Source organism: Tepidimonas sp., assembly GCF_036825565.1.
Classification (GTDB): domain Bacteria; phylum Pseudomonadota; class Gammaproteobacteria; order Burkholderiales; family Burkholderiaceae_C; genus Tepidimonas.
In genome coordinates, this window is sequence record NZ_DAISXZ010000003.1 from 51,633 (window position 1) to 74,545 (window position 22,913).

At 69.9% G+C, this 22,913-nt stretch carries 26 protein-coding genes and 1 pseudogene; 22 read left to right on the forward strand and 5 right to left on the reverse strand.

The window, feature by feature from the left end; genetic code table 11:
- Positions 1-99: 99 nt before the first annotated feature.
- Positions 100-1,605 carry a DEAD/DEAH box helicase gene (locus tag V7026_RS01235; RefSeq protein ID WP_334153426.1) on the forward strand — a complete coding sequence of 502 codons (1,506 nt, stop codon included), beginning with the start codon at positions 100-102 and terminating at the stop codon, positions 1,603-1,605.
- Here the strand turns inward: V7026_RS01235 and V7026_RS01240 are convergent.
- Positions 1,556-2,407 carry a symmetrical bis(5'-nucleosyl)-tetraphosphatase gene (locus tag V7026_RS01240; RefSeq protein ID WP_334153428.1) on the reverse strand — a complete coding sequence of 284 codons (852 nt, stop codon included), beginning with the start codon at positions 2,405-2,407 and terminating at the stop codon, positions 1,556-1,558. The genes V7026_RS01235 and V7026_RS01240 overlap by 50 nt on opposite strands.
- Positions 2,408-2,418: 11 nt before the next feature.
- On the opposite strand from V7026_RS01240, the gene V7026_RS01245 reads away from it, so the two are divergent.
- Positions 2,419-3,747 carry a hemolysin family protein gene (locus V7026_RS01245; protein ID WP_334153429.1) on the forward strand — a complete coding sequence of 443 codons (1,329 nt, stop codon included), beginning with the start codon at positions 2,419-2,421 and terminating at the stop codon, positions 3,745-3,747.
- Here V7026_RS01245 and V7026_RS01250 read toward each other — a convergent pair.
- On the reverse strand, positions 3,683-4,612 hold the full coding sequence (locus tag V7026_RS01250; RefSeq protein WP_334153430.1) for a LysR family transcriptional regulator: 930 nt from the start codon (positions 4,610-4,612) through the stop codon (positions 3,683-3,685). The two genes, V7026_RS01245 and V7026_RS01250, sit on opposite strands and share 65 nt — an antisense overlap.
- Positions 4,613-4,741: 129 nt before the next feature.
- Here V7026_RS01250 and V7026_RS01255 point away from each other — a divergent pair, with 129 nt between their 5' ends.
- The 18 genes from V7026_RS01255 to V7026_RS01340 all read left to right on the forward strand — a co-directional run bounded on the left by V7026_RS01255 (position 4,742) and on the right by V7026_RS01340 (position 19,249).
- Positions 4,742-6,163 (forward strand): form I ribulose bisphosphate carboxylase large subunit, encoded by a 1,422-nt coding sequence (locus V7026_RS01255; RefSeq protein WP_334153431.1) that lies wholly within the window; start codon positions 4,742-4,744, stop codon positions 6,161-6,163.
- Positions 6,164-6,202: 39 nt separating this feature from the next.
- Entirely contained in the window at positions 6,203-6,523 is a 321-nt protein-coding gene (locus V7026_RS01260; protein ID WP_334153432.1) for a ribulose bisphosphate carboxylase small subunit, read from the forward strand.
- A 90-nt stretch (positions 6,524-6,613) separates the two neighbouring features.
- On the forward strand, positions 6,614-8,542 hold the full coding sequence (locus V7026_RS01265) for a CsoS2 family carboxysome shell protein (RefSeq protein WP_334153433.1): 1,929 nt from the start codon (positions 6,614-6,616) through the stop codon (positions 8,540-8,542).
- Positions 8,543-8,604: 62 nt separating this feature from the next.
- Entirely contained in the window at positions 8,605-10,161 is a 1,557-nt protein-coding gene (locus tag V7026_RS01270) for a carboxysome shell carbonic anhydrase (protein ID WP_334153434.1), read from the forward strand.
- Between the two features lie 27 nt (positions 10,162-10,188).
- A complete protein-coding gene (locus V7026_RS01275; RefSeq protein ID WP_143890930.1) occupies positions 10,189-10,443 on the forward strand; it encodes a carboxysome peptide A in 255 nt (84 codons plus the stop codon).
- 6 nt (positions 10,444-10,449) lie between these two features.
- Positions 10,450-10,755 carry a carboxysome peptide B gene (locus V7026_RS01280; protein ID WP_334153435.1) on the forward strand — a complete coding sequence of 102 codons (306 nt, stop codon included), beginning with the start codon at positions 10,450-10,452 and terminating at the stop codon, positions 10,753-10,755.
- A gap of 51 nt (positions 10,756-10,806) precedes the next feature.
- The gene (locus tag V7026_RS01285; RefSeq protein ID WP_132961276.1) at positions 10,807-11,103 is read left to right on the forward strand and encodes a BMC domain-containing protein; all 297 of its coding nucleotides are present in this window, start codon (positions 10,807-10,809) and stop codon (positions 11,101-11,103) included.
- Positions 11,104-11,173: 70 nt separating this feature from the next.
- Positions 11,174-11,512 (forward strand): BMC domain-containing protein, encoded by a 339-nt coding sequence (locus V7026_RS01290; protein ID WP_082668375.1) that lies wholly within the window; start codon positions 11,174-11,176, stop codon positions 11,510-11,512.
- A 32-nt stretch (positions 11,513-11,544) separates the two neighbouring features.
- The gene (locus tag V7026_RS01295; RefSeq protein WP_334153436.1) at positions 11,545-11,961 is read left to right on the forward strand and encodes a ferritin-like domain-containing protein; all 417 of its coding nucleotides are present in this window, start codon (positions 11,545-11,547) and stop codon (positions 11,959-11,961) included.
- A 28-nt stretch (positions 11,962-11,989) separates the two neighbouring features.
- Positions 11,990-12,262, forward strand: coding sequence for a 4a-hydroxytetrahydrobiopterin dehydratase (locus V7026_RS01300; RefSeq protein ID WP_334153437.1), 273 nt, complete (start codon positions 11,990-11,992; stop codon positions 12,260-12,262).
- Complete coding sequence (locus V7026_RS01305) at positions 12,259-12,867, forward strand: ParA family protein (protein ID WP_334153438.1); 609 nt, start codon at positions 12,259-12,261, stop codon at positions 12,865-12,867. The genes V7026_RS01300 and V7026_RS01305 overlap by 4 nt, the downstream gene beginning before the upstream one ends.
- On the forward strand, positions 12,864-13,094 hold the full coding sequence (locus V7026_RS01310; RefSeq protein WP_334153439.1) for a hypothetical protein: 231 nt from the start codon (positions 12,864-12,866) through the stop codon (positions 13,092-13,094). The genes V7026_RS01305 and V7026_RS01310 overlap by 4 nt, the downstream gene beginning before the upstream one ends.
- 34 nt (positions 13,095-13,128) lie before the next feature.
- Positions 13,129-14,061, forward strand: coding sequence for a CbbQ/NirQ/NorQ/GpvN family protein (locus V7026_RS01315; RefSeq protein WP_334153440.1), 933 nt, complete (start codon positions 13,129-13,131; stop codon positions 14,059-14,061).
- Positions 14,062-14,086: 25 nt separating this feature from the next.
- Positions 14,087-16,450: a nitric oxide reductase activation protein NorD gene (locus tag V7026_RS01320; protein ID WP_334153441.1), complete on the forward strand. Its 2,364-nt coding sequence runs from the start codon at positions 14,087-14,089 to the stop codon at positions 16,448-16,450.
- Entirely contained in the window at positions 16,447-17,109 is a 663-nt protein-coding gene (locus tag V7026_RS01325; RefSeq protein WP_334153442.1) for a hypothetical protein, read from the forward strand. Before V7026_RS01320 ends, V7026_RS01325 begins: the two co-directional genes overlap by 4 nt.
- A gap of 22 nt (positions 17,110-17,131) precedes the next feature.
- The gene (locus V7026_RS01330; protein ID WP_334153443.1) at positions 17,132-17,953 is read left to right on the forward strand and encodes a S1 family peptidase; all 822 of its coding nucleotides are present in this window, start codon (positions 17,132-17,134) and stop codon (positions 17,951-17,953) included.
- Between the two features lie 30 nt (positions 17,954-17,983).
- Complete coding sequence (locus V7026_RS01335; RefSeq protein ID WP_334153444.1) at positions 17,984-18,958, forward strand: sodium-dependent bicarbonate transport family permease; 975 nt, start codon at positions 17,984-17,986, stop codon at positions 18,956-18,958.
- A 6-nt stretch (positions 18,959-18,964) separates the two neighbouring features.
- Positions 18,965-19,249, forward strand: a complete 285-nt coding sequence (locus V7026_RS01340; RefSeq protein WP_334153445.1) for a P-II family nitrogen regulator — start codon at positions 18,965-18,967, stop codon at positions 19,247-19,249.
- Between the two features lie 25 nt (positions 19,250-19,274).
- On the opposite strand, the pseudogene V7026_RS01345 reads toward V7026_RS01340, so the two are convergent.
- Positions 19,275-19,505, reverse strand: a pseudogene (locus V7026_RS01345) (histone deacetylase family protein); the annotation flags it as partial.
- On the opposite strand from V7026_RS01345, the gene V7026_RS01350 reads away from it, so the two are divergent.
- Positions 19,459-20,229, forward strand: coding sequence for a hypothetical protein (locus tag V7026_RS01350; protein ID WP_334153455.1), 771 nt, complete (start codon positions 19,459-19,461; stop codon positions 20,227-20,229). The pseudogene V7026_RS01345 and the gene V7026_RS01350 overlap by 47 nt on opposite strands.
- 89 nt (positions 20,230-20,318) lie before the next feature.
- Positions 20,319-21,113, forward strand: coding sequence for a TIGR00266 family protein (locus V7026_RS01355; protein WP_334153446.1), 795 nt, complete (start codon positions 20,319-20,321; stop codon positions 21,111-21,113).
- A gap of 17 nt (positions 21,114-21,130) precedes the next feature.
- Here V7026_RS01355 and V7026_RS01360 read toward each other — a convergent pair whose 3' ends face one another.
- Both V7026_RS01360 and V7026_RS01365 read right to left on the reverse strand, forming a co-directional pair.
- The gene (locus V7026_RS01360; protein ID WP_334153447.1) at positions 21,131-22,684 is read right to left on the reverse strand and encodes a cryptochrome/photolyase family protein; all 1,554 of its coding nucleotides are present in this window, start codon (positions 22,682-22,684) and stop codon (positions 21,131-21,133) included.
- The coding region (locus V7026_RS01365; protein WP_334153448.1) for a DUF2256 domain-containing protein at positions 22,681-22,913 on the reverse strand (233 nt) is incomplete at its 5' end. The genes V7026_RS01360 and V7026_RS01365, both read right to left, overlap by 4 nt.

The window sequence follows — 22,913 nt, forward strand, 5'->3', positions numbered from 1 at the left end:
CCCGTGAGGGCCGCATCACCGGTACGAACGAGGGGCCCGTCGGGCCCTTCGTCGTTCAACGGTGGCGCCGTTCGTGCTGCGGTGCGACAATAGCACCACATGACACAAGCTTTTTCCGAACTGAATCTGGCCGAACCGCTGGCCCGGGCCGTAGCCGAGATGGGCTACGCAGCCATGACGCCCATCCAGGCGCAGGCCATTCCGGTGGTGCTGCAGGGCCGCGACGTGATGGGCGCCGCCCAGACCGGCACCGGCAAGACCGCGGCGTTTTCGCTGCCGCTGCTGCAACGGCTGTTGCGCCACGCCAATGCGTCCACCTCACCAGCGCGCCACCCGGTGCGCGCCCTGGTGCTGCTGCCCACGCGGGAGCTGGCGGATCAGGTGGCCCAGCAGGTCAAGCTGTACGCCAAGTACACCCCGCTGCGCAGCGCGGTCGTCTTTGGTGGCGTGGACATGAAGCCGCAGGTCGAAGAACTGCGCAAGGGGGTGGAGATTCTGGTCGCCACGCCCGGCCGGCTGCTCGACCACATCGAGGCCAAAACGGCGGTGCTCAACCAGGTCGAGTATGTGGTGCTCGATGAGGCGGACCGCATGCTCGACATCGGGTTTTTGCCCGACTTGCAACGCATCCTGTCCTACCTGCCCAAGCAGCGCACCACGCTGCTGTTTTCCGCCACCTTCTCGCCCGAGATCAAGCGCCTGGCATCGAGCTATCTGCAGGACCCGGTGGTGATCGAGGTGGCGCGCGCCAACACCACGGCCGCGACCGTGGAGCAGCGCTTCTACCGGGTGGAAGAGGACGACAAGCGCCAGGCGCTCAAGCAACTGGTGCGGCAGGAGCAGGTCAAGCAGGCCTTCGTCTTCGTCAACAGCAAGCTGGGCTGTGCGCGCCTGGCCCGTTCGCTGGAGCGCGACGGCCTGCGCGTGGCGGCGCTGCACGGCGACAAAAGCCAGGATGAACGCCTTAAGGCCCTCGATGCCTTCAAGCAGGGGCAGGTGGATCTTCTGGTGTGCACCGACGTCGCGGCGCGCGGTCTGGACATCAAGGATGTGCCCGCGGTCTTCAACGTCGACATTCCCTTCAACGCCGAGGACTATGTGCACCGCATCGGGCGCACCGGGCGGGCGGGCGCCTCGGGGTTGGCCATCTCCTTCGTCAACGGCCGCGATGCCCGCTCCCTGGCGGATATCGAGAAGCTGATCGGTCGCAAGGCGGAGGTCGAGCCGCTGGAGATCGAAGACGAGCGCCGCTCGCGCGGCCGGCCCGCGCGCCACAACGACGGCCAGCGCCTGTGGCAGGTGCCCGAGGCCGAAGGCGAGGAGGCACCTGTGCGCGCCGAGCCCGCGGCGCGTTCGGCCCGGCCGATGCGCCCGGCGGCCGAGCGGCGTGCGCTGGCAGACCCGCTGTACGACCGCCCGTACGAGCCGTCTCTGCCGCCCGATGCCCAACCGGCATGGGAGCAACCGGCCAAAGCCCCCGCGCCGAAAGGCCTCTCGGCCTACATCCGGCCCAAGCGCAAGGTGCCGGCCCTGCTGCGTGCGCCGCTGCCCGCGCTCACATCCCCCGACCCGGTGCCTGAGCCTGCGGACACGGTATCCGGATGATTTCGACCTGCCGTGCGTCCGCCACGGGGGCGTTCGGCAGGCAGGCCGCGCTGAGCTGACCGCCCCAGACGCAGCCGGTGTCCAGCGCCAGCAGGTCCGGGCGTTGCAGCGGACCGAGGGTGGACCAGTGGCCAAACGCGACCGGCGTGCCGGCGCAACGGCGCCCGGGCACGTCGAACCACGGCAGGTACCCGGCGGGGGCGTCGGCCGCGCTGTCTTTGGTGGAAAATTCCATCACCCCCTCGGCGGTGCAAAAGCGCAGCCGCGTCAGGGCATTGACGATGACGCGCCAGCGCGCGGGGCCCTGGAGGTCGTCGCTCCAGCGGTCGGGCTGGTTGCCGTACATCTGGTGTAGCCAGTCGGTCAGGTCGGGCCCGCGCAGCAGCGCTTGCACCTCTGCCGCCAGCAACAGCACCTGCGCTGCCGACCACTGCGGCAGCACGCCGGCGTGCACGAGCAGCCAGCCGTGCACCGCCATAGCCAGTGGTCGCTGGCGCAGCCAGTCGAGCAGGGCCGCGCGGTCCGGCGCGCCGAGGATGCCGTCCAGCGTGTCGTTGCGGTGCGGCGGCCGCACGCCGGCCGCGACGGCCAGCAGGTGCAGGTCGTGATTGCCCAGCAGGGCATCGGCCGAACCCTCCAGCGCCTGCAGCCGGCGCAAGACGGCCAGCGATGCCGGGCCGCGGTTGACCAGATCGCCCAGCAAGACCAAACGGTCCCGGCTGGGGGAAAAGCCGATTTCGTCCAGCAGGTGCTGCAGTGCGACGTCGCAGCCCTGGACGTCGCCAATCAGGTACAGTGCCATGGGCGCGCATTATGGATATCCTGCTGATCGTCTTCCTAACCCTGCTCAATGGGGCGTTTGCCATGTCCGAGCTGGCGTTGGCGGCCAGCCGCCGGGCGCGCCTGGCGGCCCTGGCCGAAGCGGGGGACAAAGGGGCCCGCACCGCGCTGCAGCTGCTGGACAACCCGACGCAGTTTTTGTCGTCCGTGCAGGTGGGGATCACCTCCATCGGCATGCTCAACGGCATCGTGGGCGAGGCGGCGTTCAGCGACGGGCTGGCGGACTGGTTTCGCGGCTGGGGATGGTCCGACGTGACGGCTTCGGTTTCTGCCACGGCCATCGTCGTGGCGGCCATCACGTTCTTGACGATCGTCTTTGGCGAGTTGGTGCCCAAGCGCATCGGCCAGCTCTACCCGGAGGCCGTCGCGCGCTGGGTGGCGCGGCCCATGGCCGGCGTGGCCCGGGTGGCCAAGCCCTTTGTGCTGCTGCTGTCGGCGACCACCCATGCGGTGCTGCGCCTGCTGCGCATCGACACCGACGCGGACCGCACGGTAACTGAGGAGGAGATCCACGCCAGCCTGCGCGAAGGTTTGGGTGCCGGCGTGATCGAACGGCAGGAGCACCGCATGGTGCGCAATGTGCTGTCGCTGGATGACCGGCAGCTTGGCAGTCTGATGGTGCCGCGCTCGGACATCGATTGGCTGGAGGCGGGCGAGCCGCTGACCGAGGTGCTGCGCCGCGCGCGCCAGAGTGGGCACTCGTGGTATCCGGTGGCCCGTGGCGGACTGGACCATGTGCAAGGCGTGGTGGCGCTGACGCACCTGATGGCCCTGGACGAGATCGGCGGGCGCGAGGCCGACTGGGCGCGCGACGCACTCCCGGCCACCTTCGTGCCCGAGACCCTGAGTGGGCTGGAGTTGCTGGAGCAGTTTCGCGCCCGCGCCATGCGCCTGGTGTTCGTGGTGGACGAGTACGGCGTGGTGCAGGGGATGCTCACGCCGCTGGATCTGCTGGAGGCGATCACGGGCGAGCTGTCGGCTGACGAGCCGCAGGAGGCCTGGGCCACTCCGCTGGCCGACGGGAGCTGGCGGGTCGATGGCAGCATGCCGGTGCACGAGCTCAAGGCCCGGCTCGAGATCGATGCCTTGCCCGACGAGGACAAGGACCGCTACCACACCGTGGCCGGGCTGATGCTGATGGTGGCGGGCCGATTGCTGACGCCGGGGGAGCGGGTCGCGATTGGCGGCTGGGTGTTCGAGGTCCGCTCCACCGAGGGCCGCCGCATCGACGAGGTGCTCATCCGGCCGCAGATGGCGACGGCACCGCCGCCGTCGGGCGATGGTCCCGCAGCCACGCCTTGAAGGCCAGCGCCGCCGGCGACAGCCGCTTGCCGTGCGGATAGACGATTTGCCAGCGGCGCAACAGCGGAAAGCCCGCCACGTCCAGCGCGATCAGATCGCCCAGCGCCAGCTCGGCGGCCACCGTGTGTGCCGACAGGACGGCCACCCCCAGCCCGCCGGCGACGGTTTGTTTGACGGCTTCGTTGCTGCCCACCTCCAGCCGGGTACGCAGGCGCGCGCCGTGGGCCGCAAAAAAACGCTCCGTCGTCAGGCGGGTGCCCGAACCGGGCTCGCGCAGGATGAAGGGTTCCTGCGCCAGTCGTTGTGGAGGGATCGCGCGCACGCCCGTCAGCGGGTGGCCCGGGGGCGCGATGGGCACGAGGGGGTTGTCGGCAAACGCCTCGCACACCACATCCAGGTGCTCCGGCGGTTGGCCCAGGACGTAGAGGTCGTCCTGGTTTTGCGCCAGGCGCTGCACCAGCGTCTCGCGGTTGCCCACCACCATGGCCACTTCGATACCCGGGTGCGCCGCGCAAAACCCTCCGAGCAGCTTGGGCACCACGTATTTGGCGGTGGTGAGGATGGCCAGGCGCAGCCGGCCGCGCTCCACCCCTTGCAGCGCGGCCATGTCCTCCCCCAGCCGCTGTAGCCGGTCTTCGATGTCGCGGCAGGCGTCGGCCAGGGCGTGCCCGGCTGCCGTCAAGTAGATGCGCTTGCCGATCTGCTCGAACAGCGGCTGCCCCACGGTTTGCGCCAGCTGCTTGACCTGCAGCGACAGAGTGGGTGGTGCCAGGTGCAAGGCCTCGGCCGCGCGGGCAAAGCTGCCGTGCTGCGCCACCGCCAGAAAAATGCGCAACTGGTGCAGCGTCAGGTGGCGCGGGTTCATCGTTTTATCGGGATAAAAGGAACGCGTTGAAATATTTTACTTTTCTTGAAACCAACTCACGCCTACGATCCACACCAGCCCCGCAATGACGGGTTCGCGCAACCGCCACGAGATTCCCGAGGAGTGAGCATGGCCGTCAAGACCTACAACGCCGGCGTCAAGGAGTACCGCCAGACGTACTGGATGCCCGATTACACCCCGTTGGACACCGACTTGCTGGCGGTGTTCAAGATCGTGCCCCAGCCGGGCGTGGACCGCGAGGAGGCGGCCGCGGCCGTGGCGGCCGAGTCGTCCACCGGGACGTGGACGACGGTGTGGACCGACCTGCTGACCGACCTCGATTATTACAAGGGCCGTGCCTACCGCATCGAGGACGTGCCGGGCGACGACACGGCGTTCTACGCCTTCATCGCCTACCCGATCGACCTGTTCGAGGAAGGCTCGGTGGTCAACGTGTTCACCTCGCTGGTGGGCAACGTGTTCGGCTTCAAGGCGGTGCGCTCGCTGCGTCTGGAGGATGTGCGCTTCCCGATCGCCTACGTCAAGACCTGTGGCGGCCCGCCGCACGGCATCCAGGTCGAGCGCGACCTGATGAACAAGTACGGCCGTCCGCTGCTGGGCTGCACGATCAAGCCCAAGCTGGGTCTTTCCGGCAAGAACTACGGCCGTGCCGTTTACGAGGCGCTGCGCGGTGGCCTGGACTTCACCAAAGACGACGAGAACGTCAACAGCCAGCCGTTCATGCGCTGGAAGCAGCGCTTCGACTTCGTGCAGGAGGCCGTCGAGAAGGCCGAGCGCGAGACCGGTGAGCGCAAGGGGCACTACCTCAACGTGACGGCGCCGACGCCGGACGAAATGTTCAAGCGCGCCGAGTACGCCAAGGAAATCGGCGCGCCGATCATCATGCACGACTACCTGACCGGCGGCTTCTGCGCCCACACCGGTCTGGCCAACTGGTGCCGTGAGAACGGCATGCTGCTGCACGTGCACCGCGCGATGCACGCCGTGATCGACCGCAACCCCTACCACGGCATCCACTTCCGCGTGCTGACCAAGGTGCTGCGCCTGATGGGCGGCGACCACCTGCACACCGGCACCGTGGTGGGCAAGCTGGAGGGAGACCGCCAGGCTACGCTGGGTTGGGTGGACCTGCTGCGCGAGTCGTTCGTGCCGGAGGATCGCAGCCGCGGCATCTTCTTCGACCAGGACTGGGGCTCGATGCCGGGCGCTTTCGCGGTGGCCTCGGGCGGCATTCACGTCTGGCACATGCCGGCGCTGCTGGCCATCTTTGGCGACGACGCGGTGTTCCAGTTCGGCGGTGGCACGCTCGGCCACCCGTGGGGCAACGCCGCCGGTGCGCACGCCAACCGCGTGGCGCTGGAGGCCTGCGTGCAGGCGCGCAACGAGGGGCGCCAGATCGAGAAGGAAGGCAAGGAGATCCTCACTGCCGCCGCCCAGCATTCGCCGGAGCTCAAGATCGCGATGGAGACCTGGAAGGAGATCAAGTTCGAGTTCGACGTCGTCGACAAGCTCGACGTGCAGCACAAGTGATCGCCGCCTACCGAACCGACCCGATTCAGGAGATCCATCATGCAAGCCTACAAGCAGTCGCTCAAGCACGAAACCTTCTCGTACCTGCCGCAGATGACGCCGGACCAGGTGCGCCGCCAGATTGCGTACGCGCTGGCGCAGGGCTGGAACCCGGCGGTGGAGCACACCGAGCGCGGCACCCCCGCCAAGGAGAGCTACTGGTACATGTGGAAGCTGCCAATGTTCGGCGAGCAGTCGGTCGACGCCGTGCTGGCCGAAATCGAGGCCTGCCATCGCGAGTTCCCGAACCACATGGTGCGCTTCGTCGCCTACGACAACTACGCGCAGAGCCAGGGCCTGACGTTCGTCGTCTATCGCTGACGTGCGGGGCGCAGGGTGGCGCGGCCCGGCGCAGCCGAGGCCCCACCCCCTGCGATGTGTGACCGACAGTTCTCGAGGAAGGAGTCCCCCATGGACGGGACGGTGGTGAAGGCTGCCCTTTCGGGGCGGGAGCTGGCGCGCCAGCGGCGGCAGGCGCTGGCGCAGCAAGGGCGCGGTGCGCTGCCGACGCTGCGCAGCGCGATGGCGCGCAGCCAAGCTGCAGCCGTAGCGCCGGCGGCCAGCGCGGATGGCGGCTGCGGCTGTGGCTGCGGCGGGCGTCAGTCCTGTCAGCGCGAGGCCAGCGACGGCCTCGCACGCATGCTGGCCGCCGCGACCGCACCGGGCGGCTGCGGCGACGCCGGCGTGCGCACCGCTGCGCACGTGGAAGACAAGCCGCGTGTGGCGCCGCCCACCGGGCGCACGCTGGCGCAAGCACGCCGCGCCGCGCTGGCGCGCGAGGGCAAGGCGGGCTTGACGCGCGTGGCGCAAGCCACGCGGCTGGCCACCACGATGCCGGATCGCGACTGGCGCGAGGCGCTGCAAAAGGGTGCCACGGGTCGTCAGCTAGCCATGCAGCGCCGTACGCTGTTGGCGTTGACCGGCCGCGCCGGGTTGGCCGCCTCCACCGAGCCGGCCGCCGGTACGCGCCCGAGCGGCCGCGTGCGCCCCAGCGCCGCGCTGCGCGAGGCCGCGCACACCGAGGAGGGCCATACCCTGTCCGGCCAACGCATCAGCGGCACACAGGTTGAGCGCAGCCAGAAGGTCACCGGCATGGAGGCCGGCACCTGTCGCCAGATCACCGGCACCGAATACATCGGGCAGGAGCAATTCGAGGCGTGGTGCGCCTCGCGTCCGCAGCCGGCGCCGCCGAAGGTTACCGTAACCCACACCGAGCGCGGTCGTACCGTCACCGGCAGCCACACCGGACTCAACCCCAAGGTGAGCGGTAACGAGACCGGTGCCTGCCGCGGCATCACCGGCACGCGTTACCTGGCGGCCGAAGACGTGGCGCTGTGTGAGCAAGTGGCCCCGCGCGCGCCGCACAAGGTCAGCGTGATGTCCTCGCGCGCAGACAACGAGGTCACCGGCACGCCGGTCGGCCGTAGCCCCAAAGTCACCGGCAACGAGGCCGGAGCGCAGCGGCCGATCTCCGGTACGCAGTACGCCCTTTCCGCCGGCGGCGCCGCGGGGGTGCGGGCTGGCACGGCGTCGCGCCGCGCCAGTTTGCCGGTGCGCGAGGACGTCGCGCCCGCCGAGCCGGCCGTCATCGCCCCGGCCGTGGCCGCCGGCGACACGGCCCCGGCGCAGGCCGAGCGCATGCCGGCGGGTTTTGCCTTGGCCACCGTCAGCGGTGACAGCCCGGGGGCGGGCGGTGGCCGCATCACCGGTGACGAGCGCGGCGCTTGCGAGCCGGTCACCGGCACACCCTACCTCGGGCCCGACAACCTGAGCGGCGGCTGCACGCTGAGTGGCCACTGGCTGACGCGCTACCCGGAGCTGGCCGCCAGCGAGGCGCCACCGGCCCCGCGTGACTTCAGCATCCAGCCTCCGGCGCGCCAAGCATCGGAGCGCCGCCAGCGGATCACCGGCAGCGGCGGCGCCGACGAGGCCTCGCTGCGCGTCACCGGTCCGGGCATGAAGGCGCAGGGCCTCATCACCGGCACGCCGGAGTTTCGCCACGGCTCGGCGGCGGCCAGTGCGCCCTGGGTGGCGGCAGCAGCGGCCAGCGCCCCGGCGCTGGCACCGGCCGAGCGCGTCACTGGGGAAGGATCGGCTCCGCGTTCGGTGCGCATCACCGGGGATGCGTGGGGCAGCGAGCGCCGCGTCACCGGCACCGAGGGGACCTCGGCCATGGTGCGCAACCCGACGCAGCGCGGCATGCCGCGGCCGCTCGGGGCGCAGGCCCGCCACCTGCGTGCCATCGAGCGCGACGAAGTGCCGCTGAGCCCGATCACCGGCAGCAGCGGCAACACGCCGCGCGGCGCCGTGGTCACCGTCTCCGGTGGGGCTCGCGGCTGACCGCCGCGCACGACGCGCACCACGCACCCGACGACGCCGCTCGCGACACGGAAACGACGACGATGGATACGCGCAAACGCCAGCTCGCTCTGCAGCGCGCCGCCCGTGCCACGCTGCCGCGGCACGGCCTGCAAATGGCCGCCGCGCAGGCCGTGCCGGCCGTGCAGGCGCCGTTGCCGAACCCGGCCTGCGTGCCGGGAGAGGGGCGCAGCTGCCGCCATGCGTTGACCGACGTGGCGCTCAACGCCGCCCTGTATGCCTACGAGCAGGCGGTGCGCGGCCGTTTCGAGTCGATCGAGGATGTGCTGCGCACGCTGTCGGCCTGGCAGCACGAGCGTGATTTCGTCGAGCGCGCGCAGGCGCTGGCGCGCCAGAGGCTGGACTTCGAGTGGCCGCTGGCGGCGTTGGACAGCGCTTGGGTGGCCGGCGTCGACATGGCGGCCCTGCACGCCCACGCGATGTTCGAGACGATCCGCCGCTGCGTGGCGCTGGCGCCGCAGGACGGGGCACCATGGCGTGCGCGCCTGCCGGTGCAGGTCGATACGCTGCGCGCCTGCGGCGTGCACACCCTGGATGTCAGCCCGTGCGCCGATGGCCGCCTGCAAGGGTTGTTGCCGTTCGTGCTGCGCACCGTGCCGGCCGATCACGTGGTGGTCAAGGCCTATGCGGGAGCCCTCTTCGACGTCGAGCTCGACGTGCAGGAGTGGACGCAGCGCGAGCTGGAGCGCCTCACCGGCCTGATCGAAGGCGGCGAGGGGCTCGACTACCTGAAGGTGGCGATCTATCACTTCAGTTCGTCGCATCCGCAGCACGAGGGTTGCGCGGCGCACGGCAGCCATGACGCGCGCGCGGTGGCCGCGGCGATCGAGCGCCTGCACGCGCTGCGGGCCGCGGTCGACAACACCTTTGGCGATGGCGCCGCGCCGCTGGTCATGCTGATCGGGGTGGACACCGATCTCGACGCGATCCGCATCCATCTACCCGATCCGCGCGGACAGCTGCATGCCGACCGCTTTCTGGATGCGGCCACGCTGTACCGTGAGACGCTCGGTCTGGACGCCGCCAGCGCCCGCCGCCGGCTGCACGACGCCGTGGCCGCGCACGTGCGCGAGCTGGGTGGGGTGCTGGCGCGCACGCCCGGCGCCGATGGCTTGGCGCGGCTGGCCGCGCTGTGGCTGGAGGCCAACCTGTCGCAGATCGAATACGTCATCGAGCACCACGACGGCCGCTACGCCGTCATCGGGCACGACGAGCACTTCGTCTGCGTCGGCGACGCGCTGCCGCCGCTGCAGCTGCGCAACCAGTATTACCACGCCCATCTCGACACCGTCGAGGAGGGCACGGCGGATCTGGACGTCGGCGTCAAGATTTTCACCGGTTTGAATCTGCGGCGCGGGCTGGCTTTGCCGGTCTTGGTGCATTTCACCTATTCGTCGCGCGTGCCGGGGGCGCGCGAGCGCGCGGTGGCGCGCGGCCAGCGCGTGCTGGAGGCGATCCGGACGCGCTACCGTCACTGGGACGAACGCGGCCTGCTGCACGGGCGCGTGGCGGTCAGCGACCGTCACGACCGCGAGACCGTAGCGCTGGTCGATGAGCCGGTGCCGGCGGTGGGGCATTGAAACGGGCATGACGCGAGGCACGAGACGATGAAGATCATGCGCGTGGAAAAGACCCTGGTGTCGACGAACCGCATCGAGGCGTTCGGCCACCGGCCGCTGCTGGTGGTGCAGGAGAAAGTCGGCGGCTCGCGCAGCGTCGCGGTGGATGCGGTGGGCTGCGTGCCGGGCGATTGGGTCATTTGCGTCGGCTCCTCGGCGGCGCGCGAGGCGGCCGGGTCGAAGGATTTTCCGTCCGACCTGACCATCGTCGGCATCATCGACCACTGGAATCCGGAAGGGTGAGCGGCGATGGACATCGTGCGAGTGGTCGACGATTTGGTCTGCACGCGCCGCGTGCCGGGTCTGGGCAGCGCTTCGCTGCGTGTGGTACGCAGCGCCCAAGGGGTGGTGTCGGTGGCCACCGACCCGGTCGGCGCACCGGTGGGCCGCTGGGTGTTTGCCACCACCGGCAGCGCGGCGCGGTTGGCGATGCCGGACAAGACGTGCATGACCGATCTGACGATCTGCGGAATCATCGACCACTGGGACGAAGACGTCCCAGCGGTCACGGAGCATCGAGCCACGGGCGCAGGGTCCGGGGCGAGCAAGGGGTGAGCCGATCGGCTCAGGTGTTTGAAAGCAAACGTGACCACGAGGAGTAGAGCAATGGCGAACACGACGGGTATTGCCCTGGGCATGATCGAGACGCGCGGACTGGTGCCGGCGATCGAGGCGGCCGACGCGATGACCAAGGCGGCGGAGGTGCGGCTGATCGGCCGCCAGTTCGTTGGCGGCGGTTATGTGACGGTGATGGTGCGTGGCGAGACCGGCGCGGTCAACGCGGCGGTGCGCGCAGGGGCCGATGCGTGCGAGCGCGTCGGCGACGGCCTGGTGGCTGCGCACATCATCGCGCGCGTGCACAGCGAGGTCGAGGGCATCCTGCCCACCGCGCCGACGGTTTGACTACGACGGTGCGACCCCCCAGCGCCGCCCCACGTGGCGGCGCCCCACGAATGACGACAGGAGTGCGACCATGGCGACGATGACGGGTATTGCCCTGGGCATGATCGAGACGCGCGGGCTGGTGCCGGCGATCGAGGCGGCCGACGCGATGACCAAAGCGGCGGAGGTGCGGCTGATCGGCCGCCAGTTCGTTGGCGGCGGTTATGTGACGGTGATGGTGCGTGGCGAGACCGGCGCGGTCAACGCGGCGGTGCGCGCAGGGGCCGATGCGTGCGAGCGCGTCGGCGACGGCCTGGTGGCTGCGCACATCATCGCGCGCGTGCACAGCGAGGTCGAGGGCATCCTGCCGACGCGTCCCGACGCCGACGGCGGCGGCCGCGACGCCGAGGTCACCTCCACGCGCAGCTGAGGCGCAACGAGCACGCAGCGAAAGGGGCGACCATGGCGGCCGATGCACGGGTCCTGGGGTGGCTGACGCGCGCGCTGCAGCACGAAATGACCGCCGTGCAGCAGTACCTGGCGCAGTCGGTGCTAGCACGGCTGACCGGGTATGGCGAGCTGGCCGAGCGGCTGCGCAGCGAAGCGCTGGAGGAACTGGCGCACGCCGAGCGGCTGATGCAGCGGCTCATCGAGCTGGGCGTGGCACCCGCTGCCGGCAACGTGCCGCCGGCGCGGCTCGGGCGTGGCGTGGTCGATTTCGCCACGCTGAACCGCCAGCTCGAGCAGACGGCCGTCGTGCTGTACCAGGATGCCGCCGACCATGCGCGCCGCGTGCGCGACGCCGTCAGCGAGGCGCTGCTGCGCGAACTGGCGGCCGAGGAAGCAGCCCACTACGGGGCCTGGAGCCACGAAGGCTGACCGCACCATCGAGTAAAGGGGAATGCCGATGAGCGACACCACCGTCGAAGGTTGGACCGAGCAGGCGCGCCCGCCGGCGCTGTTTCGCCGCTTTGCGTTCGAGCGTTACGCCGACACGCGCGCCTTCCTGGACCGCGTCGCCGCGGTGCAGGAGGAGCTGGGCATCGCCCCGCAAAACATCAGTTTCGGCACCACGTACGTCAACGTCACCATCGCCGGGGGCGAGGGCGGCGTCGGTGAGGCCGAGCGTGAACTGGCGCGGCGCATCGCCGCTGCGGCCGCCGCAGGCGTGACGGCATGACGTGGCGCGCGCTGCCACGCCGTTTGGCCGTGCTCAACGCCAAGGGCGGCACGGGCAAGACGACGCTGGCGGTGCAGCTGGCCGCAGGGCTGGCGCGGCGCGGCCCCACCGCGCTGGGCGATCTGGATCCGCAGGGTTCGGCCGCGCAGTGGTTGCGCGCAGGAGGGGTGCCGGTGCACGATGGCGAGGCCGTCTGGCGCGTCGACGCCGCGCATCTGGTGTGGGACTGCCCGCCCAGCGTCGAGCATCCAGCCGCGCAACGGGCCCTGCGGGAGGCCGACGCGGTGCTGGTGCCGGTGCTGCCGTCGCCGCTGGACCTGTGGGCCAGCTGGCGGCTGGTGGAGGCGATTCGCGCCGAGCAGGCACGCCGTGCCGCACTGCGCGCCTGGCTGGTGGTCAACCAGCTGGAACCGGGCAGCGCGCTGTCGGCGGCGATGCACGAGGCGCTGCGCGAGTTCGAACTGCCGGCGCTGCGCGCGGTGGTGCGCCGCCGCGCCGTCTACCGCAGCGCGGCGCTGCAAGGCGTCAGCGTCTATGACCTCGGGCCACGTGCCGCCGCGGCCGTGGCCGATATCGAAGCCGTGATCGAGGAGATGCAAGCATGAGCCGCACCACCGCACAGCGTCTGGCCGCCAGTGTGCGCGGCGCCCGCCGCGGCGCCGCTGCGCAGCCCGACCCCGCCGCGCCGGCGCGCCCGCGCCGCCGCCCCGCGGCCCCCGCAGAGCCGGCCAGCGCCGCTCAGCCGCCCACGGTGCCTGCCGCGGCGGCGGTGGACGCCGCCCCGGCCCCGAGTGCGCAGGAGCTGTTCCCGCGCCGTGTCTGGCCCGACTGAGAACCGAACCCTCCGAGCAGTGAGTGACCCGACGATGAACACCTTGACGCGTCGACTCTACGCGGCCCGCGCCCAGCAGGGGCAGGGCACCGCGCGATCCGTGCCGGCGGCCAGCGCGAGCGCCACGGCAGCGCCGCTGCGCCCGGCCGCAGCCAGCCACGGCAGTGATCCGCTGGCGGCCTACCGCAGCATCACGCGCGAGCCGTACTGGCGCCCGGTGGCCGACGAGGTGGCGCTGTACGAGGCCGCTTACGCCGTGCGCATGCCGATGATGCTCAAGGGCCCCACCGGCTGCGGCAAGACCCGCTTCGTCGAGTACATGGCGTGGAAGCTCGGCAAGCCGCTGATCACCGTGGCCTGCCACGAGGACATGACGGCCTCCGACCTGGTCGGACGCTTTCTGCTCGACGCGCAGGGCACGCGCTGGCAAGACGGGCCGCTGGCGCTGGCGGCGCGCCACGGGGCCATCTGTTACCTCGACGAGGTGGTCGAGGCGCGCCAGGACACCACCGTCGTCATCCACCCGCTGACCGACAAGCGCCGCATGCTGCCGTTGGAAAAGAAAGGCGAGGTCATCGAGGCGCATCCGGATTTTCAGCTCGTCATTTCCTTCAACCCGGGCTATCAGAGCCTGATGAAGGACCTGAAGCAGTCCACCAAGCAGCGCTTCGGTGCGCTGGACTTCGATTACCCCGAGCAGGAGGTCGAAGCCGAAATCGTCGCGCACGAATCCGGGGTCGATCGCGAGACCGCCAGCAAACTGGTGCATATTGCCGAGCGGGCGCGCAACCTCAAGGGCCATGGGCTGGATGAGGGCATTTCCACCCGCATGTTGATCCATGCCGGCAGCCTGATCGCGCAGGGGGTGCCGGCGCTGTCGGCCTGCCGCATGGCGCTGGTGCGCCCGATCACCGACGATGCCGACATGCGCGACGCGCTGGATGCGGCGGTGACCACCTACTTCTGATCCGGGCCCACCGCACCCGACGACGATGGCCATCCACCTAGTCGACTACGGCGAGCTGTTGGCTGAGCTGCCGCACGGCGCGCAGGAAGTGCTGCGCGCTGCGTGGCAGGAGGCCGCGCGCGCGCTGTCGTCGCGCGGGCTGGACAACTACCTCAAGGGCGCGTTGGCGTTGCACCACCTCGGCCGCGGCGAGGAGCTCACCGTCAGCTTCATCCAGCACATGCCGGCGGTGGGGCGCGCCATCGGGGAGGACGTGCTGCCGGACCTGGTCAATTTCCTGCTGTCGATGGCGTCGAAGACCTCCGGCCAGGTGCTGACCTTGGTCGTGCAGACCGCCCCATCGGCGGCCGCCCGTCTGGGTGACCAGGAGCTGTTTCGCCAATACCTGAGCGTGCTTGGCATCATGCTGGCGCAGGCGCCGCAGGGCCTGCGCCCGATGCTGGAAAACCTGCCGCGGCTGCTGGAGCAATTGACGCTGGGGGGGCTGCGCCGCTGGGTGCAATGGGGGGCGCAAGCCTACCGCAGCGACGTCGAGGGCCAGCGGCGCTACTTCGGCCTGCAAAGCGCCGACGCGCTGGCGGTGCTGCAGCAGGAGCGCCGCGGCACGCTGTTCGTCGACATCCAGCGCCGCCTCAACCTGTACCTGCGCGCGCTGTGGGGGCGCGATTTTTTCCTGCGGCCCACCGCCGGGGATTTCGAGTCGCGCGAGGGCCTGCGCCCGTGTATCGAGCAGTTCGTCATCCACATCGCCGACGCCTACGACGACGTGTGCCCGCAGGGCGAGGACGGGCCGCTGGTGTCGGCGCTGGAGATCTACCGCGCCGCCGCCAACCACGCCGCAGCGCACCTGGTGTTTGCGCGCGCTCCGCTGCCGGACGAGGGGCTGGATGCGCTGACCAAGGCGGTGGTGGAGCTGGTGGAGGACGCGCGGGTGGAAGGCGCGGCGATGCGGCGCTTTCCTAAACTGCGCGCGCAGTGGCGCGCTCTGCACCCACCGCCGGTGGAGCCGCCGACGCGCGCCGGTGACCTGATCAACCGGCTGGCGCTAGCGTGGCTGGACGAGCAGGCTGCCCAGGCCGACCGCGACCCCTGGGTTCAGCAGGGCGTGCAGGCGCTGGCCGCCTGGCCGGACTTGGACGACCCGCAGCGCAGCCTGGCGCTGGGCCGCGAGCTGGCGCAAAGCCTGCGCGAGCGCATCGGCGCCGAGGGCTGGCCGGCGTTTTCCGCGCGGCAGGACGGGCAGCGCGCGCTCTACCGCGACGACAACCGTGCCATCTGGGAAAGCGGCGCCTACGACGAAAGCGTGGCGCTGGCAGCGACCTGGGTGCGCCAGCAGCAGGTGCGCCGCAAGGTCAACGTGATGGAAATGGTCAATGAGGTCGACGTCGAATTCGCTGGCGACGACGCGCAGGAGGTCTGGATCCTGCCGACCGAGTTCTGGCTCGACCAGGAGGGCGTGACCATCAATTCGCTGCTCGGCCGTCCCCCGGTGGCCGATCCCGTGCACTACCCCGAGTGGGATTACCAGATCCAGCTGGAGCGGCCCGACTGGGTCACGGTGCTGGAGCGGCACGCGCAGGCAGGCGACGCGGCGCGCATCGATGCGCTGCTGGCGGAGCAAAAACCCGTCGTGCAGCGGCTGCGCCGCATGATCGAAGCGATGGCGCCGCAGGGTTTGCAGCGCATCCGCAAGGTGGAAGACGGCGACGAGCTCGACATCGAGACCGCGGTGCGCGCCTGGGTCGATCTGCGCATGGGCCAGCAACCCGATCCGCGCATCATGATGCAGCACCGGCTGCACACGCGCGACGTGGCGGTGCTGCTGTTGCTGGACCTGTCGGCTTCCGCCAACGACCCGGTGCGCGGCAGCGAGCAGACGGTGCTGGACCTGACGCGCGCCGCCGCGGCGCTGCTGGCCGAGGCGCTGCAGCGCCTGGGCGACCGCTGCGCCATCCACGGCTTTCGCTCCGACGGCCGGCACGATGTTCACTATCTGCGGATCAAGGACTTTCGCGAACCCTGGGGGGAGCCGGCCAAGGCGCGCCTGGCGGCGCTGGAAGGGGCGTTTTCGACGCGGCTCGGGGCGGCGCTGCGCCACGCCGGCCAGCAGCTCAGGCGCCAGCCGCAGCGCAAGAAGATCGTCTTCGTCCTCACCGATGGTGAGCCGGCCGACGTGGACGTGCGCGACCCACAGTACTTGCGCATGGACGCGCAGCGCGCGGTGCAGGAGCTCAAGCGCGACGGCATCGTCACCTACTGCTTGACGCTGGATCCGCACGCCGACCAGTATGTCGAGCGCATCTTCGGTGCGCGCCACTACACCGTGGTGGACCGCGTGCAGCGCCTGCCGGAGGTGCTGCCCACGCTCTACCTGGGGCTGACACGATGACGACGGGGCTGGCCGACCGCGCGCGGGTGCAGCTGCGCACCTTCGTTTTCATCGACGCGCTGCAGCCGCAGCTGGCCTCGTACCTCGGCACCTCATCGCAGGGCTTTCTGCCGGTGCCGGGCGATGCCTGCATGTGGATCGAAGTCGCCCCCGGCATGGCGGTCCACCGTCTCAGCGACATCGCGCTCAAAGCCACCAACGTGCGCATGGGCGAGCAGGTCGTCGAGCGGGCGTTTGGCTCAATGGAGATCCACTATCGCAACCAGAGCGAGGTGCTGGCCGCCGGCGACATCATCCTGGAGCAGCTCGGCGCCCGGCTGGAGGACCGGCTGCCGTGCCGCGTGGCCTGGGCGGAAAACATCCGCGCCGTCACGCCCGATCACGCCACGCTGATCAACCGCCAGCTGCGCCGCGGCTCGATGCTGCTGCCGGGCAAGACGCTGTTCATCTTCGAATGCGAACCGGCCGGCTACGTGGTCTACGCCGCCAACGAGGCCGAGAAGGCCGCCAACGTCACGCTGGTGGACGTCAAGCCGTTCGGCAACTTCGGCCGTCTGATGATGATGGGCAGCGAGGCCGAGGCCGCCGAGGCGCTGGCTGCCGCCGAGCGCGCGGTGGCGCAGATCAACCGCCGCGCGCGCACCGTCACACTGGGCTGAAGCGACACGAGGAGACACCCCGATGACCCTCGAGCGCGCACCGTTTGCCGTCGACACCCCGGCCAAGCGGCTGCTGTTTCACACCGTGCGCATCGAGACCGAGCTGGTCGGCCGCGGCAGCGGCACCGGCACCGCCTTCGTCGTCGAGCACGTGCATGCGCGCGGGCGCACGCGCTTCGTCGTCACCAACCGCCACCTGGTGGACGACGTGGTGCGCGGCGCGCTGGTTTTCCCGCTGGCGCGCGACGGCCAGCCGCTGCTGGGCAGCCGCTTCGAAGTGCGCATCGACGAGTTTGGCGAGGCGTGGCACCGCCACCCCGATGCGGCGGTGGATCTGGCGGTGCTGCCGCTGCAGCCGCTGCTGGAGGCCGCCGCCGCGCAGGGCGCGCAGCTCTACGTGCAGCCGGTCGGCACCGATCGGCTGGCCGGTGCGGCGCAGCTTGCGCAGCTCGATGCCCTGGAGGAGGTCTGGTTCGTCGGCTACCCCAGCGGCGTGTGGGATCAGGTCAACGCACTGCCGATCCTGCGGCGCGGCACCACCGCCACGCCGCCGGCGGTGGATTTCGAAGGCCGCCCTGAGTTTCTCGTCGATGCCGCGGTCTACCCGGGTTCCAGCGGCTCGCCGGTGTTCATCCGCGCCGCCGACGGCGGCGGCCTTTGGCTGGCCGGCGTCATCGCGGCGGTGTTTTTTCGCGAAGAGTCGCTGCGCCTGACACCCCAGCCGGTGCCGGCAAGCACGGCGCTGGAGGCAGTCGGCGCCGAGATGATCGATCTGGGGCTGGTCGTCAAGGCGAAAGCCGTGCACGAGCTGCTGCACGATTACCTGCGCCACTGGCAGAGCTGACGTGACTTCAACTACCCAAGCGAGCGCATCATGGTGTTCGACCCGATCGTGTTGTTCTTTCTGCTGGGCCTGCTGGCGGGCCTGAGCAAGTCCGACCTCAAGATCCCGGCAGCCATCTACGAGGCGCTGTCGATCTACCTGCTGCTGGCCATCGGCCTCAAGGGCGGGGTGGAGCTGTCCAAATACCCGCTGGGCGAGCTCGTCAGCAGCAGCCTGGTCGTGCTGGCCGCCGGGATGCTGATTCCGGCCATCGCCTTCCCGGTGCTGCGCTATCTGGGCCGACTCAACCACTACGACGCAGCCTCCATCGCGGCCCATTACGGTTCGGTCAGCGTCGTCACTTACTCCGTGGCCGTGGCGACGTTGATGGAGCGTGGCTGGACGCACGACGGCTACATGGTGGTCTACCTGGCCCTGCTGGAGATGCCAGCGCTGGTGCTGGGCGTGGTGTTGGCCCGCCTGGGCGACGCTCGCGATGGCCAAAGCGGCGGGTTGGCAGCACTGCGCTCGATCCATTGGGGGCGCTTGGGCCACGAAGTCTTCTTCGGCAAAAGCATTCTGTTGCTGATCGGGGGGCTGATCATTGGGTTCGTGGCTGGGGTGAAGGGTTACGAGCCGATCGCTCCGGTGTTCAAGGAGGCGTTCAAGGGGCTGCTCGCGCTGTTCCTGCTGGAGATGGGATTGGTGGCCGCCTCGCGCATTGCAGCCTTCCGCTCTTACGGGGCGTTTTTGGTTGCTTTTGCCATCGTCATGCCGGTGGTGGCTGCCTCCATTGGCATCGCCACCGCGCGCTACTTGGACATGTCGCAGGGCAATGCAGCCTTGTTGGCCACGCTGTACGCCAGCGCCTCCTACATCGCGGCGCCGGCGGCGATGCGCATTGCCGTCCCGCAGGCCAATCCGGCGTTGTCGATCGGGGCCTCGCTTGGAGTAACATTCCCGTTCAATCTGTTTTTGGGCATCCCGATCTACGTGTGGATGTCCCGTACCTTCGTCCCCGGTTGAGCGCTCATGGCCAAGGTCTACAAGCTGGTCACCATCTTCTGTGAGGCGGTGCTCGAGCCGCTGGTCGTGCGCGAGTTCGACCGGCTCGGCATCGTCGGCTACACGGTGAGCGACTGCCGCGGCCGCGGCACCCACGGCGTGCGCAGTGGCAACTGGCGCATCAGTTCGAACGTGCGCATCGAGGTCATGTGCGACCTGCCGATGAGCGACCGCCTGATGGAGGCGCTGGAGCCTTTCGATCGCGACTACGGCTTGCTGGTGGTGCGCAGCGACGTCGAAGTGCTGAACTGAACGCTGGCGCCCGACCGGGCGCGGCTCAGGCTACCTGCCAGAACCCCTCGAGCAGATTGATCGCGTTGATGCCCACCTCGGCCACTGCGTAGCCGCCTTCGAAGGTAAAGACCGTCGGCAAGCCCACCTCGGCCAGCAGGCGCCCAACGGTCGTGTAGTCGGCGCTGCGCAGCAAAAAGCCGGAGATCGGATCGCCCTCGAACGTGTCCATGCCCATCGTTACCATCAGGGCGTCGGTGCAAAAGTCCGCCACGGCGCGCCCGGCCAGCGACCTGAAACCGCTGGCCGCGCAGTCCGCCTGCGTGCGCGACTATCTGGCCACGCTGCCGGCGGCGGCCTGCTCCTGCAGCAACGCAGGCGATTTGTTGCAGAAGGCAGCCCGCTCGCCGGTGATCGTGTGTGCGCGGGTCGTGCGTCATGAGCCCGCGCGCGCGCAGATGGTCGTGCAAGGGCTCGAGCTGTGGCAGGGTGGTTGGTTGGACAGCAGGGTGGTGGCTTTGTCTCATTGCGGTGAGCACGCCTTGCGCATTGTCGACGGTCGCGCCCTATCGGCCAGCCATCCCGGCGGCTGGCCGCTTCATGAACTGCGCGAACGTGTGAGCACCCCCTGCTATGCGTTGCGTTGGCACGCGGCACTGCGGGCCGGCGAGCGCTGGCAGCGGCGCCTCCCAGACGGCTTGGACGTGGTACTGGAGCCGCGTCGCTGGTGCGGGGAGATCATGGCGGCCGAGCCGCGCCGGCCCGAGGCCGACAACCTGGCTCGGCTGACCCCGCCGCTGCATTTTCAGCCGAACCCGCGTGAGATCGAAGGCTGGCACTTCATGAGGAATCCGCGACGATGCAAGAGCCGCCCCTACCAGGCCGAGGCCGGGCCGGACAACCTACGGCTGTTCATCGTTTCGCCGGCGGTCGATCGCAGATCGAATCGGTGCGTTTGGGGCGGCCGGATCGGGAGGGTTGCCCGCCGATCGAGCAACTGAGGTTTTCGCTGGCGGTCGAAGGGCCCCGCTCTCCGGCCAGTCGGTACCTTGAGCCTATCATTTTGATCATCGATGGGAGGACGAGCACCATGGTCATGGACGTGATCGACTACCGCCTGTACGGCGACGACATGCAGCTAGTGGAGCTGGAGCTGGACCCCGGCGAGGCGGCGATCGGCGAGGCTGGCAGCCTGATGTACATGGAAGACGGCATCCAGATGGAGACCGTATTTGGCGACGGCAGCGCGGCGCAGGGTGGGCTGTTCGGCAAGCTGCTCGGTGCCGGCAAACGGCTCATCACGGGCGAGTCGTTGTTCACGACCGTGTACGCCAACAAGGGCAACGGCAAGCGCAGCGTTGCATTCGCCGCGCCTTACACCGGCAAGATCATTCCCTTCGACCTCCAGCAGCACGGCGGCACGATCATTTGCCAGAAAGATGCTTTTCTGTGTGCCGCGCGCGGCGTGTCGCTGGGCATTGCCTTCCAGCGCCGCCTGGGCACGGGCTTTTTCGGCGGCGAGGGCTTCATCATGCAAAAGCTCGACGGGGACGGGCTGGCCTTCTGCCACTCCGGCGGCACGGTGCTCCAGCGCACGCTGGCTGCGGGCGAGCTGCTGCGGGTCGATACCGGCTGCGTCGTGGCCTACACCAGCGGCGTGGATTTCGACATCGAGTTTGTCGGCGGCATCAAGACCGCGCTGTTCGGCGGCGAGGGGTTGTTCTTCGCGGTACTACGCGGGCCGGGCACCGTCTGGCTGCAGTCGCTGCCGTTTGCGCGGTTGGCGTCGCGGGTGTTTGCAGCCGCGCCGGCCAGCCGGGGCGGTGGCGGCAGTGGGGGCGAGGAGGGCGGCCCGCTGGGCATATTGTTTGGTGGGCGGGACTGACAGCGGACCTGCCGCGATCACAGCCCGTCGATCCGCTCCAGGGTCGTCGCGGCTTGGGCCCGAAGGGCCTGCAGGTCGGCAGGGGTCATGCGGTCCAGTTGCCGCACGATCACGGCCATGCGTGGCAGGGCGGCCAGACGCTCGCGGTGGCGCGCCAGAAAGTCCCAGTACAGTGCGTTGAAAGGGCAGGCCCGCTCGCCCACGCGCTGCTTGGGGTCGTAGGCGCAGCCGTTGCAGTGGTCGCCCATGCGGTGCAGGTAGGCGGCGCTGCTGACGTAGGGTTTGGTGGCCATCAGCCCGCCGTCTGCCCATTGGCTCATGCCCAGGGTGTTGGGGGTTTCCACCCATTCGAAGGCGTCGATGTAGACGCCCAGGTACCAGCGGTGCACCTCCTGCGGATCGCAGCCGGCCAGCAGGGCGAAGTTGCCCGTGACCATCAGGCGCTGGATGTGGTGCGCGTACGCGCCATCCAGCGTCTGGCGCAGGGCCGAGCGCAGGCAGGCCATGCGGGTGTTGCCGCTCCAGTACCAGGCGGGCAGCGGGCGGGCGTGCCCCAGCGCGTTGCGGCGGGTGTAGCCCGGCATGTGCGTCCAGTAGACGCCGCGCACATATTCGCGCCAGCCCAGGATCTGGCGCACGAAACCTTCGACCGCGGGCAGCGGTGCGTGCCCGTCGCGCCAGGCGGCTTCGGCGCGCGCGATCACCTCCTGCGGGCGCAGCATCTTGACGTTGAGGGCGAAGGACAGCAGCGAGTGGAACAGGCGCGCGTGCCGGGACGACAGCGCGTCCTGAAAGCGCCCGAAGTGCGGCAGGGCATAGGTGATGAACGTATCCAGTTGCGCCAGGGCCTCGGCCCGGTCGAGGGGCCAGCGCAGGGCGTCGGCTTGCGGATCGCCCACGGTGCGCACGCCCGCTGCTACCAGGGTATGCCAAAGCGCGCGGTGGTCGTGGCTGGGGCGCATGTCCGGTGGAGGCGGCGGGTCGCCGCGCCAGGGCTGGCGGTTGTCGGCATCGAAGTTCCAGCGCCCGCCGGCGGGCTGGTCGCCGTCCATCAATACCTGGTGCCGGCGGCGTTGCTGACGATAAAAGTGCTCCATGACCCACTGCCGGTGGCCGGCCAGCGCCTGCGCCACCCCGTCGCGAGGGGTGTAGAAGTGCGCGCTGTCGACGGCGCGCACGGGCACGGGCGCCTTTGCGGCCCAGGCACGCAGTTGCGCATCCAACCGCCATTCGTCGGGCCACTGGTACTCCACGGCCGCAGCGCGGTCGTGTGCGATGAGTGCGTCCAGATTGGTGGTGAGCCGTTGGCGATTGCTGGGGTCGTCGATGGCCACGTACCGGACGCGATGCCCCGCCCCGCGCAGGTGCCGCGCGAAGGCGCGCATCGCGGCGAAGATCGCCAGCACTTTCTGGGCGTGGTGCAGGACGTAGTCCGTCTCCTGCCGCATTTCCATCAACACATACACCACGTCGGCCCGCCGTTGGGCGAACCAGGGGTGCTGCGGATCGAGCTGGTCGCCCAGGATCAGGCGCAGCGTCGGCCCAGTCGCTGTGTCGGGAGTGGCGGTCATCGGCGCGGTGGTGCCAGCGTGGCGGTCGGTGCGCCGGTGCCGCCCGTGTGGGCGCGCTGGCGGCGGCACCGCTCGGAGCAGTAGCGCACCTGATCCCAGTCGCGCGCCCATTTGCGGCGCCAGGCGAAAGGCAAGCCGCAGACGGCGCAAAGCTTGTTGGGCAGGTGGGGTTTGCGGTGCATGATCACCAAAGGCTGAGTTGGGCGGCCGGCGGGGCGCTGCGGCGGCG